At 70.2% G+C, this 15,155-nt stretch carries 12 protein-coding genes; 7 read left to right on the top strand and 5 right to left on the bottom strand.

Features of this window, described 5'->3' with window-relative positions; all coding sequences use genetic code 11:
- Positions 1-783, bottom strand: coding sequence for an alpha/beta hydrolase (locus tag K3U96_RS18880; protein WP_220690730.1), 783 nt, complete (start codon positions 781-783; stop codon positions 1-3).
- A 62-nt stretch (positions 784-845) separates the two neighbouring features.
- Here K3U96_RS18880 and K3U96_RS18875 point away from each other — a divergent pair, with 62 nt between their 5' ends.
- Both K3U96_RS18875 and K3U96_RS18870 read left to right on the top strand, forming a co-directional pair.
- A complete protein-coding gene (locus K3U96_RS18875) occupies positions 846-3,971 on the top strand; it encodes an ATP-dependent helicase (protein WP_220690729.1) in 3,126 nt (1,041 codons plus the stop codon).
- Entirely contained in the window at positions 3,968-7,228 is a 3,261-nt protein-coding gene (locus K3U96_RS18870; RefSeq protein ID WP_220690728.1) for an ATP-dependent helicase, read from the top strand. The genes K3U96_RS18875 and K3U96_RS18870 overlap by 4 nt, the downstream gene beginning before the upstream one ends.
- On the opposite strand, the gene K3U96_RS18865 is transcribed toward K3U96_RS18870, so the two are convergent.
- Positions 7,225-7,629: a DoxX family protein gene (locus tag K3U96_RS18865; protein WP_069403966.1), complete on the bottom strand. Its 405-nt coding sequence runs from the start codon at positions 7,627-7,629 to the stop codon at positions 7,225-7,227. The genes K3U96_RS18870 and K3U96_RS18865 overlap by 4 nt on opposite strands.
- 45 nt (positions 7,630-7,674) lie before the next feature.
- Between K3U96_RS18865 and K3U96_RS18860 the strand changes: the two genes are divergently transcribed.
- Positions 7,675-8,754, top strand: coding sequence for a potassium channel family protein (locus tag K3U96_RS18860; protein ID WP_220690727.1), 1,080 nt, complete (start codon positions 7,675-7,677; stop codon positions 8,752-8,754).
- A complete protein-coding gene (gene nudC, locus K3U96_RS18855) occupies positions 8,751-9,683 on the top strand; it encodes an NAD(+) diphosphatase (RefSeq protein ID WP_220690726.1) in 933 nt (310 codons plus the stop codon). Before K3U96_RS18860 ends, nudC begins: the two co-directional genes overlap by 4 nt.
- Here nudC and K3U96_RS18850 read toward each other — a convergent pair.
- The gene (locus K3U96_RS18850; protein ID WP_069403963.1) at positions 9,680-9,934 is read right to left on the bottom strand and encodes a mycoredoxin; all 255 of its coding nucleotides are present in this window, start codon (positions 9,932-9,934) and stop codon (positions 9,680-9,682) included. The two genes, nudC and K3U96_RS18850, sit on opposite strands and share 4 nt — an antisense overlap.
- Positions 9,935-10,007: 73 nt before the next feature.
- Between K3U96_RS18850 and K3U96_RS18845 the strand changes: the two genes are divergently transcribed.
- From K3U96_RS18845 to K3U96_RS18835, 3 genes are all read left to right on the top strand, one after another.
- Entirely contained in the window at positions 10,008-12,134 is a 2,127-nt protein-coding gene (locus K3U96_RS18845) for an ATP-dependent DNA helicase UvrD2 (protein ID WP_220690725.1), read from the top strand.
- 80 nt (positions 12,135-12,214) lie between these two features.
- The gene (locus tag K3U96_RS18840; protein ID WP_220690724.1) at positions 12,215-12,430 is read left to right on the top strand and encodes a hypothetical protein; all 216 of its coding nucleotides are present in this window, start codon (positions 12,215-12,217) and stop codon (positions 12,428-12,430) included.
- Positions 12,431-12,582: 152 nt separating this feature from the next.
- Complete coding sequence (locus tag K3U96_RS18835; protein WP_220690723.1) at positions 12,583-12,864, top strand: WhiB family transcriptional regulator; 282 nt, start codon at positions 12,583-12,585, stop codon at positions 12,862-12,864.
- An 84-nt stretch (positions 12,865-12,948) separates the two neighbouring features.
- Here the strand turns inward: K3U96_RS18835 and K3U96_RS18830 are convergent, their stop codons facing one another.
- Both K3U96_RS18830 and K3U96_RS18825 read right to left on the bottom strand, forming a co-directional pair.
- Entirely contained in the window at positions 12,949-14,268 is a 1,320-nt protein-coding gene (locus K3U96_RS18830; protein ID WP_069403960.1) for a macrolide-binding ATPase MABP-1, read from the bottom strand.
- A gap of 57 nt (positions 14,269-14,325) precedes the next feature.
- Positions 14,326-15,153 carry a cyclodehydratase gene (locus K3U96_RS18825; RefSeq protein WP_220690722.1) on the bottom strand — a complete coding sequence of 276 codons (828 nt, stop codon included), beginning with the start codon at positions 15,151-15,153 and terminating at the stop codon, positions 14,326-14,328.
- Positions 15,154-15,155: the final 2 nt, after the last annotated feature.

Here is a 15,155-nt window from a genome sequence, read left to right as displayed (position 1 = left end):
CTAACTCCGCTTCAGCGCGTCGCGGATCAGCACCGCGGTGTCGGCGGGACGGGCGTGCGACACCATGTGCTCACAATCCCATTCGGCCGATGTGAACGCGGCTCCGAGGTGTCGGCTCAGCGACGTGATGAGTTCATCGGACGCGTAGGGCGGACGGGTACGGCCGGCGCGGACCAGCGTGGTCGGTATTCCCTTGGGCGGCAACGGGACCGGTCGGGCCAGCTCGCTCCAGTACGACATCATCGCCGGGATGCTGACCCGCCAGCCCACCCGGCCGTTGGGTAGCGCGACAAGGTGCTCGTCGAGCTCGCGGTCCAACTCGGCCGGTTCGACCTCACCCCACGATCCGTGAGCTTTCTCGGCGCGGGCTTCCGCGCGGTCGGTGTAGTCGGGGGAGGCCAGCATGTCGTCGGCGATGTCGCGCATCCACTCACCGTCCAGGCCGGCGGCCGGGTCGAGCAGCACTAGCGCCGACACCAGATCCGGCCGCGCGGCAGCCAGATTCAACGCCAATGCGCCGCCGAACGAGTGCCCCACCACCACGACCGGACCGTCGGCCTCGATCAGTGCGCACAGCGCGGCGACGTTGGCGTCCAGCGTCCACGGCGCCGCCCACGACGATCGGCCGTGCCCGATCAGGTCCGGCGCGACGACCGCGAACTCGGCCAGATGCCGCACCGCGAACGTCTGCCACCGCTGACCGTGTCCGGTCAGGCCGTGCAGCGCCAGGACGTCCGTCGGCCGGTCTGGTCCGTAGCGGTGGACATGCAGCGTGGCGGTCACGGATCTGATGCTGCCATCAGCGGTGACGGCGACTTGTCGGACCCCCGTGGTGTCATTCGGACATGTCCGCACCGCACACCGACCTGACACCGGCCGCGCTCACCGAACCTGGTTTGCGTGGGGCAGTCCGCGTGGTCGGCGGCGCGGGCACCGGGAAGAGCACGCTGCTGATCCGAACCGCCGCCGCGCACATCGCCGCCGGGGCAGACCCCGAATCGGTTCTGCTGCTGACCGGTTCGGCCCGGCTCGGCGCGCAGGCCCGGGCCGCCATCACCGCGACGCTGCTGCAAGCGGGTGACCGCACGGTCGTGCGTGAACCGCTGGTGCGCACCGTGCACTCCTATGCCTTCGCGGTGCTGCGGCTGGCCGCGCAGCGCAACGGCGACCCGCCGCCGCGCCTGATCACCAGCGCCGAGCAGGACGGCATCATCCGCGAACTGCTCGCCGGTGATCTCGAGGACGGCGACGCGTCCGCGGTCGCATGGCCTGCGCAGCTGCGCCCGGCGCTGGGCACCGCCGGCTTCGCCACCGAGCTGCGTGACCTGCTGGCGCGCTGCACCGAACGCGGGGTGGATCCCGTTGAGCTGCAACGTATCGGCCGTCGTGCGCACCGGCCCGAGTGGTTGGCGGCCGGCCAGTTCGCGCAGGCCTACGAACAGATCATGCTGTTGCGCTCCGCGGTCGGGATGGCCGCCCCGCAGGCCACCATCCCCGCCCTGGGCGCAGCCGAGCTCGTCGGGGCGGCGCTGGAGGCCTTCGCGACCGACGCGGAGCTGCTGGCGGGCGAACGCGCACGGCTCAAACTGCTCCTCGTCGACGACGCCCAGCACCTGGATCCGCAGGCGGCCCTGTTGGTGCGGGTGCTCTCCGAGGGCGCCGAGCTGACCGTCGCCGCAGGCGATCCCAACCAGGCGGTGTTCGGCTACCGCGGCGCGGATCCCGCGCTGCTGCGCGGCGAGGAGCCGGTGATCACGCTGTCCGAGTCGCACCGCTGCGCCCCGGCGATCGCCGAGGCGATCACGGCGACAGCGCGACGGCTGCCGGGCGTCGACGAGGGTCGCCACCTCACCGGCAGCGACGGACGGCGCGGCTCGCTGAACGTGCAGATCGCTGCCTCATCACACGCCGAGTCGGTGCTCATCGCCGACGCGCTGCGCCGCGCACACCTCGTCGACGGGCTGCCGTGGTCGCAGATGGCGGTGGTGGTGCGGTCGGTGCCGCGGCACGGGGCCGCGCTGGCCCGCGCGCTGGAGGGCGCAGGCGTGCCCGTCGAGATCCCGGCAGCGGGCATACCTTTGGCTGACCAACCCGCAGTGCAGGCGTTGTTGACGGTGCTGGACGCCACCGCGCACGGACTCGACGGCGAGCAGGCGCTCGCGCTGGTCACCGGACCCATCGGCCGGGTCGATCCGGTGTCGCTGCGCCAGTTGCGGCGCACCCTGCGCCGCGCCGACGGCAGCCAGCCCCCGCGCCCGTTCGCCGAACTGCTCGTCGCGGCCCTCGAGAAGGGCGCCGCTGCCCTGCCCGACAACCTGGACCGGCCGATGCGACGCGTCCGCGCGGTGCTGAGCGCCGCCCGCCGCACCCTCGATGCGGGCCAAGACCCGCGGTACACCCTGTGGCAGGCGTGGCACCGGTCCGGCCTGCAGCGCAGATGGCTGGCTGCCAGTGAACGCGGCGGCATCGCGGGCGCGCAGGCCGACCGCGACCTCGACGCGGTCACCGCGCTGTTCGACGTCGCCGAGCAGTACGTCAACCACACCGCGGGGGCCTCGCTGCGCGGTCTTCTCGACCACGTGGCAGCCCTCGGGGCGCCGGCCGCCCCGCGCGACGAGCGCGACACCGACGCGGTCACCGTGCTCAGCGCGCACGCCGCACTGGGCCGCGAATGGGATTTCGTCGTGATCGCCGGTGTGCAGGAAGGGTTGTGGCCCAACACCGTCCCGCGCGGCGGGGTGCTGGCCACCCAGCAGCTGGTCGACGTCCTCGACGGCGTCGCCGCCGACGAGGATCGCGGCCTGTCCACCCGGGCGCCCCTGCTGGCCGAGGAACGCCGGCTGCTGATCGCCGCCATGGGACGGGCCCGGGACCGGCTGCTGGTCACCGCGGTCGACAGCGACAACGGCGACGACTCGATGCTGCCGTCGTCGTTCTGCTACGAGCTGGCCGCCATCGCCACCGAAGCCGACCCGGCCGATATCGCCCCAATCACGGCGCCGCGGCTGTTGGCGCCGGCGGCGTTGGTCGGGCGGCTGCGCGCGGTGGTGTGCGCGCCCGACGGCGCCGTCGACGACGCGACCCGGGCATGTGCGGCAACCCAACTGGCGCGGCTGGCGGCGGCCGGGCTGCCCGGTGCGGATCCGGGGCAGTGGTACGCCATGACCCCGGTCTCCACCGAGGAACCCCTGTGGTGCGGCGACCACACAGTGGTGCTGTCGCCCTCGACGCTGCAGATTCTCACCGACTGCCCGCTACGCTGGCTGCTCGAACGCCACGGCGGCACCGACGGTCGCGACGTGCGCTCGGCGATCGGCTCGTTGCTGCACGCGCTGGTGGCCGATCCGGGCAAAACCGAGAGCCAGATGCTCAACGAGCTGGAAAAGGTCTGGAACAAGCTGCCTTTCGATTCCGCGTGGTATGCCGACAACGAGCTCACCCGGCACCGCTCGATGCTGTCCACCTTCATGCAGTGGCGCGCACAGAGCCGCCGCGAGCTCACCGAGGTCGGCACCGAGGTCGACGTCGACGGGGTCATCGCGGCCGGCGACGACGGCGAACCGCAGGTGCGGGTACGGGGCCGGGTGGACCGCATCGAACGCGACAGCGCAGGCCGGTTGGTGGCGGTCGACATCAAGACCGGCAAGAGCCCCGTCACCAAGGACGACGCGCAGCGTCACGCCCAGCTGGCGATGTATCAGCTGGCGATCGCCGAAGGCCTGGTACCCCAGGGCGATTTCCCCGGCGGTGGACGTCTGGTCTACCTCGGCAAGACCAACGCCTCCGGCGCCACCGAGCGTGAGCAGGACGCGCTGACCCCCGACGCGCGCGAACAGTGGCGCGAGGCCGTGCGCCGCGCCGCCGCGCACACCCAGGGCCCCGGGTTCGTCGCGCGGATCAACGACGGCTGCAACCACTGCCCGGTGCGGTCGATGTGCCCGGCCCAGGCGGTCGCCGGGGGCCGGTCATGACCCCGCGCTACAGTCCGGCCGAACTCGCCGACCGGCTGGGCTTTTTCGCGCCCACCGATGAGCAGGCCGCCGTGATCGCCGCCCCACCGGGACCGCTCGTGGTCATCGCGGGCGCCGGCGCGGGCAAGACCGAGACGATGGCGGCGCGGGTGGTGTGGCTGGTCGCCAACGGCTACGCCCGGCCCGGCGAGGTGCTCGGCCTGACGTTCACCCGAAAAGCCGCCGCCCAGTTGCTGCGCCGGGTGCGCACCCGGTTGGCCCGGCTGGCCGGCGCCGGCCTGGTGCCCGGTGCCGGGGCCGGCGCACCGGCGGACTGCGACGAACCGGCCACCATCAGCACCTACCACGCATTCGCCGGTGACCTGCTGCGCGAGCACGGCCTGCTCCTGCCGGTCGAGCCGGAGACCCGCCTGCTCAGCGAAACCGAGATGTGGCAGTTGGCGTTTCGGGTGGTATGCGAGCACCCCGGGCTGGAAACCGACAAGACACCGGCAGCCATCACCTCGATGGTGCTGCGGCTGGCCGGCCAACTCGCCGAGCACCTCGTCGACACCGACCAGCTGCGCGACACCCATGTCGAACTGGAGCGGTTGGTGCACACCCTGCCCGCCGGGCCCTACCAGCGTGACCGCGGGCCCAGCCAGTGGCTGCTGCGGCTGCTGTCGACCCAGACCGCGCGCACCGAACTGGTGCCGCTCATCGATGCTCTGCACCAACGGATGCGTGCGGAGAAGGTCATGGACTTCGGCATGCAGATGGGCGCGGCCGCCCGGCTTGCCTCGTCGTTTCCCGTTGTCGGGGAGCAACTCCGCAAACGGTATCGGGTCGTGCTGCTCGACGAGTACCAGGACACCGGGCATGCGCAGCGGGTGGCGCTGTCGTCGCTGTTCGGCGGGGGAGTCGACGGTGGGCTCGCGTTGACCGCGGTCGGCGACCCCATCCAGTCGATCTACGGCTGGCGCGGCGCCTCGGCCACCAACCTGCCGAGGTTCACCACCGATTTCCCGCGGCCCGACGGCAGCCCCGCGCCGACCCTGGAGCTGCGGACCAGCTGGCGTAACCCGCCGCGCGCGCTGCACCTGGCCAACGCGGTCTCCGCGCAGGCGCGGCGCCGGTCGGTGTCCGTGCGGACGTTGCTGCCCCGGCCCGACGCCGAGCCCGGCACCATCCGCTGTGCCTTGTTGAACGACGTGGCAGCCGAACGGGATTGGATCGCCGAACACATCGCGAACGCCTATCACGGCGCGCGAAACGACGGCCTCGCCACCCCGACCGCTGCGGTGCTGGTGCGCCGCAACGCCGACGCAGCGCCGATCGCCGAAGCGCTCGGCGCGCGCGGGGTGCCGGTTGAGGTCGTGGGGTTGGCCGGTCTGCTCGACGTGTCCGAGGTCGCCGACGTGGTGGCCATGTTGCGGCTGCTGGCCGAACCCACCGCGGGCAGCGCCGCGATGCGGGTGCTGACCGGGCCGCGCTGGCGGCTGGGCGGGCGCGACGTCGCGGCGCTGTGGCGACGCGCGCGCGACCTCGACGACACCGGTGCGATCGACGACGACCGGGCGGTCGAGCGGGTCGTTGCGCAGGCGGCGCCCGACGCCGACGCCGCCTGCCTGGCCGACGCCATCTGTGATCCGGGTCCGCCGTCGGCGTATTCGGCGGCCGGACACGCCCGGATCGTCGCGTTGGGCCGGGAGCTGACCGCGTTGCGCGCGCACCTGTCGCATCCGCTGCCCGAACTGGTCGCCGAGGTGCGCCGGGTGCTCGGCGTGGACGTCGAAGCCCGTGCGGGGCAGCCGGTTTCGGCCGGATGGTCGGGCACCGAGCACCTCGACGCGTTCGCCGACGTGGTGGCCGACTTCGCCGCGCGCCCGGCCGCGACGCTGCCCGGGCTGCTGGCATATCTCGACGTCGCCGCCGACGTGGAGGACGGACTGGCGCCGGCGGAGATCGCCGTCGCCCACGACAGGGTGCAGGTTCTCACCGTGCACGCGGCCAAGGGGCTGGAGTGGCAGGTGGTGGCGGTGCCGCACCTCAGCGGTCGGGTCTTCCCGTCGACCGGGACCACCCGCACGTGGCTCACCGACGCCGGTGATCTGCCACCGCTGCTGCGCGGGGACCGGGCGACCACCTCCGAACACGGCGTCCCCGTGCTGGACACCTCCGACGTCAACGACCGCAAAAAGTTGTCAGACAAGATCTTCGACCACAAGAAGCTGCTCGAGCAGCGCCGTATCGACGAGGAACGCCGGCTGCTGTACGTGGCGCTGACCAGGGCCGAGGACACGCTGCTGCTGTCGGGTCATCACTGGGGCGCCACCGAAAGCAAGCCGCGCGGGCCGTCGGAGTTCCTGCAGGAGCTCAAGGACATCATCGACCGGTCGACCGGTGCCGGTGAGCCGTGCGGAATCATCGAACACTGGGCACCCGCCCCTGCCGATGGCGAGCCGAACCCGCTGCGGGACAAGGTGATCGAGGCGGTATGGCCGGCCGATCACGCCGGGCTGCGGCGCAGCGACGTCGACAGGGGCGCCGAGTGGGTGGCGCGGGCGATGTCAGGAGGACTCGAGCAGGCCGCCCCCGCGGACTCCGACGAGGGCTGGGCATCGGACGTCGACGCGCTGCTTGCCGAACGTGAGCGAGCGGTCGAGCGTGCCGTGCCCGCGCTTCCGGCGCAGATTTCGGTCAGCACAATGGTCGAGCTCGGCCGCGACCCCGACGCGGTGGCGCAGCGGCTGCGGCGCCGTCTGCCGACGCGTCCAGATCCACACGCGTTGCTGGGCACCGTCTTTCACGACTGGGTGCAGCGGTTCTACCACGCCGAGCGGCTGTTCGACCTTGACGATCTGCCCGGTGCGGTGGACCACGACGCGGGCGTCGCCGACGAACTCGCCGAACTACAGGCGGCGTTCGCGGTGTCGCCGTGGGCCGCACGCACACCGCTGGACGTCGAGGTGCCCTTCGACATGGTGATCGGCGGTCGTGTGGTGCGGGGCCGCATCGACGCGGTGTTCGCCGACGCCGACGGCGGTGCGACGGTCGTGGACTGGAAGACCGGTGACCCGCCGGCCACCCCGGAAGCCAAGCAGCATGCGGCGGTTCAGCTGGCGGTGTACCGACTGGCGTGGGCGCAGTTGCACGGCTGCCCGGTGCAGTCGGTGCGTGCGGCGTTCCACTACGTGCGCACGGGCACCACCGTCGCACCCGACTCGCTGCCCGACGCCGAGCAGCTGGCGGCGCTGCTGGAGGCGCACGCGGCCTAGGAGCTGCGGTAGATCCTGAGCGCCTGGAGGACCATCGGGATCTGCAGCGGCAGCCGGGCCAGCGCGGCCAGGCGCATCACGAACGGCTTTCTCGGGTCCTGGAACCACAGCCGGACCATGTTGACGTTGGCGGGAAACACCGAGACGAACAACACGACAGCGGCCAGCGCGCCGAGGCGACGCGTCCTTGGCGTGGCCAGCAGGCCGGCGGTGCCCAGCTCGGCGACCCCCGAGGCGTAGGTGTAGAACCGCGCACTGCCCGGTAGCTCGGCAGGCACGATCGCGTCGAACGGCTTAGGGGTCAGAAAGTGCAGGGTGCCCACACCGAGCAGCATTGCTGCCATCCGGTATGCCGGTGCCGGGTTGGCGATCTGCTGCAGCTCGGGCGGGGGAGAGGTCATGGTTACATAATGGCGTGCGCTCACTTGCAGCGGTGACCGGTTTCCGTGGCTGAAGGCAGTCTGCGGCGTCGGCTCCGCAGGTTCGACGACTCGCTGGCCGATCGGCCGGTGCACGCCCTCACCGACAGGGTGCAGATCCCGACCGACCCGGTGAGCCCGGCGCGGCGCATCACCGTGCGGGTCATCTACGCCACCCTGGCCCTCTTCGCGGCGGTGCTGATCGTGTACGTCGACCGCGACGGCTACCGCGACGTCACCGGCGACCGGCTGTCGTTCCTGGACTGCCTGTACTACGCGACGGTGTCGCTGTCGACCACCGGATACGGCGACATCACGCCCGTCACGGCCGGGGCCCGGTTGGTCAACGTCCTGGTGATCACCCCGTTGCGGGTGGCGTTCCTGATCGTGCTGATCGGTACGACGGTCGAAACGCTCACCACGCAGTCGCGGCAGGTCTACCAAATCCAGCGATGGAGGAACAAAGTGCGCAACCACATCGTGATCGTCGGCTACGGCACGAAAGGAAGGACCGCAGCCGCCGCCATGGTCGGCGACGAGGTGGCGCCTGCCGACATCGTCGTCGTCGACGAGGATCCCACCGCGCTGGAACGCGCCAAGAGCGCCGGGCTGGTCACCGTGCGCGGCAACGCCACCGACTCCGAAGTGCTGCGGCTGGCCAGCGCGCAGCACGCGAGGGCGATCATCGTCGCGACCAACAGCGACCCGAGTGCGGCGCTTGTCACGCTCACCGCACGCGAGTTGGCGCCCAAGGCCAAGATCATTGCCGCCGTGCGGGAAACCGATAATGAGCATCTGCTCAAGCAGTCCGGTGCGGACTCCACGGTGGTGACTGCCGAGACCGCGGGCCGGCTGCTGGGTGTCGCCGTGCAGACGCCCAGTGTGGTGGAGATGATGGAGGACCTGCTCACCCCCGACCGCGGCTTTGCGATCTCCGAACGCGAGGTCACCCCCAAGGAGGTCGGCGGCTCACCACGGCACCAGAGCGACCTCGTCCTGGGCGTCGTGCGCAACAACAAGCTGGTGCGCGTCGACAACCCGGAGGTCGATGCCCTCGAGCTCGGCGACCGGCTGCTCTACATCCGCAACGCGGAGACCGACCGATGACGGCCCACGGATTTCAGCTTCGCCACACCCCGCTGCTGTCCCGCGTCGGCGCCGATCGCTCCGACGCGCTGCGCACCGACGTCGACGCCGCCATCGCCGGCTGGGCCGACGCGGCACTGCTGCGGATCGACCGCCGCAACCAGGTACTCATCTCCGGCGGGCGGGTGCTGCTGGGAAACACCGCCACCCTGGGCGACCGGCCGCCGGAGAACGCCGTCTTCCTCGGCCGGCTCAACGACGGCAGACACGTGTGGGCGATCCGGGCCGCGCTGGAGGGACCCGAGGATCCCGACGCCGAGACCGAGGTGCTCGACCTGCGCCGCGGCGGACAGATCTTCGACGACGTCAGCGCGCAGCTGGTGGCCACGGCCACCGCGCTGCTGAACTGGCACGACAGCGCCCAGTTCAGCGCAAAGGACGGGTCGCCGACCCGACCGGCCAAGGCCGGCTGGTCACGGGTCGACCCGGTCAACGGATACGAGGAGTTTCCCCGCATCGACCCCGCGGTGATCTGCCTGGTGCACGACGGCCACGACCGCGCGGTGCTGGCCCGCCAGACGGTGTGGCCGCAACGGCTGTTCTCGCTGCTGGCCGGGTTCGTGGAGGCCGGCGAATCGTTCGAGTCGTGCGTGGTGCGCGAGATCTCCGAGGAAATCGGCTTGACCGTGACGGATGTGCAATACCTCGGCAGCCAGCCGTGGCCGTTCCCGCGGTCGTTGATGGTCGGCTTCCACGCGGTCGGCGACCCCGAACAGGAGTTCTCGTTCAACGACGGCGAGATCGCCGAGGCGGCCTGGTTCACCCGCGCGCAGGTACGCGAAGCTCTCGACGCGGGCGACTGGAGTAGCGACTCGTCGTCGCGGCTGCTCCTGCCGGGGTCGATCTCGATCGCCAGGGAGATCATCGAATCCTGGGCCGCGGACGATTAGCCCGCCAGCTTGGCCTTGACGTCCTTGGCGCTCGGGTTGGTCAGCGTGGACCCGTCGGGGAACCTCAGCGTCGGCACGGTCTGGTTGCCCCCGTTGACCGACGCCACGAACTGCGCCGACTCAGGATCGGCCTCGATGTCGACCTCGGCGAACTCGATGCCCTCGGCCTGCAGAACCTTCTTCAGCCGAAAGCAGTAGCCGCACCACGACGTGGTGTACATGGTCACCTGAGGATTTGCTGCAGCGCTCATAACGCCTTCAACGTAGTCGATGCGCCCAACATGCCCGCCGCCGTCCCGGGTTTTGTCACCGCGCCCTGCCAAGATGGACCGCATGTCGGTAGAGGTCGATTCGCTGCGCGTGGTCGACGACCTCGACGAGGAGCAGCGCGAGGCCGTGCTGGCCCCGCGCGGCCCGGTGTGCGTGCTGGCCGGTGCGGGCACCGGCAAGACCCGCACCATCACCCGGCGCATCGCCCACCTCGTCGCGGGCGGCCACGTCGCCGCCTCGCAAGTGTTGGCGGTGACGTTCACGCAGCGGGCGGCGGGGGAGATGCGCGCCCGGTTGCGCGCCCTGAGCGCCAATTGGGCCGACATCTCCGCCGAGTCCGTGCAGGCGATGACGTTTCACGCCGCGGCCCGCCGTCAGCTGTCCTACTTCTGGCCGCGGGTGGTCGGCAACACGTCCTGGCAGCTGCTTGACACCAAGTTCTCGGTCGTCGCCCAGGCCGCCAACCGCGCGGGCCTGCAGACCAGCACCGATGACGTACGCGACCTGGCCAGTGAAATCGAGTGGGCCAAAGGCTCTTTGATCAGCCCGGAGGGTTACGCCGCGGCCGTTGCGACGGCAGGACGCGACATCCCGTTCGACGCGGAGAAGATCGCGACCATCTACGCCGGCTACGAGACGCTCAAGGCGCGCCGCGACGGAACCGCGCTGCTGGATTTCGATGACCTGCTGCTGCACACCGCGGCGGCGATCGAGAACGACGCCGCGGTGGCCCAGGAGTTCCGCGACCGGTACCGCTGTTTCGTCGTCGACGAGTACCAGGACGTCACGCCCCTGCAGCAACGGGTGCTCGACGCGTGGCTCGGCGAACGCGACGACCTCACCGTCGTCGGCGACGCCAACCAGACCATCTACTCGTTCACCGGCGCCACACCGCGCTATCTGCTCGACTTCTCCCGGCGCTTCCCCGACGCGGCGGTGGTCCGGCTGGAGCGCGACTACCGCTCCACGCCGCAGGTGGTGTCGCTGGCCAACCGGGTCATCGCCGGCGCCCGCGGCCGGATGGCCGGCAGTAAGCTGCATCTCGTCGGCCAGCGCGCCCCGGGACCCAAGCCGACGTTCGCCGAACATCCCGATGAGGTCGCCGAGGCCGCCGCCGTGGCCAAGGGCATCAAGCGGCTCATCGAGTCGGGCACCCAAGCGGCCGAGATCGCGGTGCTGTACCGCATCAACGCCCAGTCCGAGGTGTACGAGGAAGCGTTGACCGAGGCCGGAATCCCGTTCCAGGTGCGCGGCGGCGAAGGGTTCTTCAGCCGCCAGGAGATCCGCCAGTCGCTGGTGGCGCTGCAGCGCGCGGCCGAACGCGGGGCCGAACCCGAGGCCCCCTTGCCGGAAACCGTTCGTACGCTGCTCGAACCGCTCGGGCTCAGCGCCGAGCCGCCGGCGGGCACCAAGGCGCGTGAGCGGTGGGAGGCGCTGACGGCGCTGGCCGAACTCGTCGACGAGGAAGTCGCCCAACGCCCGTCGCTGGAACTGCGGACCCTGATCGTCGAACTGCGCCAGCGCGCCGACGCCCGGCATCCACCCGTCGTGCAGGGCGTGACGCTGGCGTCGCTGCACGCCGCCAAAGGGCTGGAATGGGACGCGGTGTTTTTGGTTGGACTGGCCGACGGCACCCTGCCGATCTCCCACGCGCTGTCCCACGGTCCCGACAGTGAGCCGGTGGAGGAAGAGCGTCGGCTTCTCTACGTCGGGATCACCAGGGCGCGAATACATCTGGCGCTCAGCTGGGCGTTGGCCCGTGCCCCTGGTGGACGGCAGAGCCGCAAGCCGTCGCGCTTTCTCAACGGCATCGCGCCGCAGTCGTCGGCTGAGGCCGCGCCGTCGCGGCCGCGCCGGTCCCGCGGCGCCACGCCGCGCTGCCGGGTCTGCAACAGCGCATTGACCACCCCGCCCGCGATCATGTTGCGGCGCTGCGAAACCTGCTCGGCAGACCTCGACGAGGAGTTGTTGGGACAGCTCAAGGACTGGCGGCTGCGTATCTCCAAGGAGATGAACGTGCCCGCCTACGTGGTGTTCACCGACAACACGTTGATCGCGATCGCCGAGACGCTGCCTGCCGATGACACGGCGCTGGTGGCGATTCCCGGCATCGGGGCCCGCAAGCTCGAGCAGTACGGCCCCGATGTGCTCGCTCTGGTCAAGAGCCGCCAAACGTCGTAAAGATCGCGCCAAAACCGCTGGTCAAAAATTTGATTGTGCGATCACGCTGTTACCCTTAACCTCAAGATCGCACACCTGTTGTGCAACTCATCGTGCGAAAGGAGGGTGTCGAGATCATGGCGAGCATCAACGCGTTCACCGGCGTAGGCCATGTCGCGGGCGTTGCCGGCCTGTCGCGGACCCTCCAGGTCGCCGTCACCTGGGCGCATCCCATGGCCGCCGCCGCGACGCAGCGCAAGCGCCGCGCCGCCGCCGCCGCCGCGACTGCACCTTCCGTGGATTGGGGCTTCATCTAGGAAAGCCACGATTTCGCCGAAAAGGCCACGGAACCGCAGTCACCGGATCCGTGGCCAGTTTTATTTCGGGAATCGCTAGGACACCGAACACCTGGTCGCAGATCCATCAGAAGACAGATGCGAAACCCTCGACCAGGAAGCAGAGGACAGACATGTCTAGCCGGACATGCCGGAAGAAGACGATGCTGACGGTGCCCTGTCACATCGGCGACCCCGACCTGTGGTTCGCCGAGAACCCCGTCGACCTCGAATGCGCCAAGCAGCTGTGCGCTGATTGCCCAATCCGTCGGGAATGCCTGGCCGCAGCGCTGGAACGTCAGGAGCCGTGGGGCGTTTGGGGCGGCGAGATTTTCGAGCGCGGCACCGTCATCGCGCGCAAGCGCCCGCGCGGCCGGCCGCGCAAGAATACCGAGGGCAGCCCCGCCGCAGCGTAGGCGCCGCCGCGTCGGTGGACGTCGAAACTGCGCACAGATCGCGAAATCGCCGCAGAACGCGATCTGTACGCAGTCTGGGCGGACTCAGGCGGCTTCGTCGGCGAAGCCCGGAATGAGTTCGCTGGCAAGCCGTCTGGCCGGGATACGCGCATTCAGCTGGCAGGAGATCGCGATGTTGGATGCGATGACCCGCATCGGAATCGCCAGTGCGGCCGGAATGTCCATCTGGCGGGCCGTGCGGACCTGAGCCACCGACCGGTCCATGTCGGCGACGGTCATCTTCTGCAACCACTTGCGGGTGTAGTGGAACACCTCGACCTGAAGCGGCTCCACATAGGGCCGCAGCATCTCGTCGAGTTCTCGGGTCGAAACCTGTTCGCCCTTCTGGATGAACCCGATCTTCTCCATCACCGGCAGCAGATTGTCGTAGTCCTTGGCGATGGCAAAGCGGCTGGCCATGCCGAGTTCGGGCGGGATCCCCCCGGGCATCGGGGCCACGGCACCGAAGTCGATGACGCCCATCTTGCCGTCGGGCATCAGCATGAAGTTGCCCGGATGTGCGTCGCCGTGCATCATCTCCAGGCGCCGCGGCGCATCATAGGTGAGCTCAAAAAGCCTGGTGCCCAGGACATCTCGCTGCTCCTGCGTACCCTCCCTGATGATGACCGACATCGAGATGCCGTCGATCCATTCCTGGATCACCACCTTGGGTGTGCTGGCCAGGATGTGCGGGACGACGAAATGCGGGTGTCCCTCATAGGCTTTCGCGAACGCACGCTGGTTGTCGGCCTCCAGCCGGTAGTCCAGTTCCATCTCGGTGCGTTCGATGAGCTCGTCGACGATGCCCTGCACGTCGGCGCCGGGGGCAAGCTGCTTGAGCACCTTGACCATCCGCTGCATGCTCTTCAGGTCGGCGCGCAGCGCCTCGTCGGCGCCTGGATACTGGATCTTGACCGCCACCTCGCGACCGTCGGACCACACGGCCTTGTGCACCTGCCCGATGCTGGCCGACGCCACCGGGGTGTCGTCGAACGACGAGAACCGCTCGCGCCATTTCGTGCCCAGCTGCGCGTCCAGCACGCGGTGCACCTTGGCGGCGGGAAGCGGCGGCGCCTCGCGCTGCAGCTTGGTCAGCGCTTCGCGGTAGGGCTTGCCGTACTGCTCGGGAACGCCGGCCTCCATCACCGACAACATCTGCCCGACCTTCATGGCGCCGCCCTTGAGCTCACCGAGAACGGTGAACAACTGCTGGGCGGCTTTGTCCATCAGCTCGGCGTTGACCTCGTCTTTCGACTTGCCGGTCAATCGTTTTCCGAAGCCGAGGGCGGCTCGGCTCGCCATGCCGACGGGCAGGCTCGCCAGCTTCGCGTTACGAGCCGCGCGGCCCCGTTTGATGTCACTCACCAGACCATCATCCCTGACGGCGCTGTGCGCACGGCAACAACTTGGCAACAGACGTTTTCAGCACTGGCACCGCGGGTGCCGTGACCAGCGACGGGTGACGACCGAGCCCACGTTGACGTCGAACTCCAGCGTGGTGTCCAGCGTCGGCAACGGCTCGTCGGTGCTGCGTTGCTCGCGCACGGCGCGAATGACGCGGTCCACTTGGTTCAGTGCCAGCGCGGCGGTCGCCAGCACGGTGGCCCGGTCGGCGGTGCCGACGGTGTCGCGCAGCTGGGCCGCGACGGCAGGCCAGGCGGCGTCGCGGTCGCTGCGGTGCAGGTCGGCGCAACCCAGGCAGCTCGTCACGCCGGGGATCACCAGCGGGCCGACCAGCCCGGTGCCGTCGCGCATCCGCACCGGCAGATGCGCGACCCCCGCGGCGTGCAGATCACGCACCACGCGCGGGTCGGCCACCAGGTAGTCGCAGAGCACCACCAGGTCGGTCGGCTCGGACGGCGCACCGGCACTGCTACGTGAGCTGCGGGTGACCCGGGCACCCGAACACGCCAACGCCCCGGACAGCAGATCCGAAAGGGGCCCGCTGCCGTGGATACGCACCGACGCCGCACGGGGACGTCGGCGCGGTGTGCGGGTCACGACACCGGCGTCGACCAACGACGTGACCAGATCGATGATGCCTGCCGGTTCGACACCGTCGGCGTGACACTGGACTTCGGCCAGGGTGGCACCCGACTGCAGCCGCCGCAACAGCTGCGCGAGCGCGGCCGCGCCCATGCCCGACGGCGGACGCACCACGACCGCGCGGCGCGGATCCCAACCCACCTGCACCAGCCCGTCGGGGCGCAGCAAGATCGGCGTCGCCGGGTTGAGCGCGTAGCGACTCATGC

It is taken from the genome of Mycolicibacterium holsaticum DSM 44478 = JCM 12374, assembly GCF_019645835.1.
Lineage (GTDB): Bacteria > Actinomycetota > Actinomycetes > Mycobacteriales > Mycobacteriaceae > Mycobacterium > Mycobacterium holsaticum.
The sequence above is the reverse complement of the archived record's forward strand: the minus strand, read 5'-3'. Positions and strand labels throughout refer to the sequence as shown.

Excerpts from the sequence above, each read along its gene's own strand:
- K3U96_RS18875 (WP_220690729.1), top strand. The coding sequence starts at position 846 with ATGTCCGCACCGCACACCGACCTGACACCGGCCGCGCTCACCGAACCT.
- K3U96_RS18870 (WP_220690728.1), top strand. The coding sequence starts at position 3,968 with ATGACCCCGCGCTACAGTCCGGCCGAACTCGCCGACCGGCTGGGCTTT.
- K3U96_RS18865 (WP_069403966.1), bottom strand. The coding sequence starts at position 7,629 with ATGACCTCTCCCCCGCCCGAGCTGCAGCAGATCGCCAACCCGGCACCG.
- nudC (WP_220690726.1), top strand. The coding sequence starts at position 8,751 with ATGACGGCCCACGGATTTCAGCTTCGCCACACCCCGCTGCTGTCCCGC.
- K3U96_RS18850 (WP_069403963.1), bottom strand. The coding sequence starts at position 9,934 with ATGAGCGCTGCAGCAAATCCTCAGGTGACCATGTACACCACGTCGTGG.
- K3U96_RS18845 (WP_220690725.1), top strand. The coding sequence starts at position 10,008 with ATGGACCGCATGTCGGTAGAGGTCGATTCGCTGCGCGTGGTCGACGAC.
- K3U96_RS18835 (WP_220690723.1), top strand. The coding sequence starts at position 12,583 with ATGTCTAGCCGGACATGCCGGAAGAAGACGATGCTGACGGTGCCCTGT.
- K3U96_RS18825 (WP_220690722.1), bottom strand. The coding sequence starts at position 15,153 with ATGAGTCGCTACGCGCTCAACCCGGCGACGCCGATCTTGCTGCGCCCC.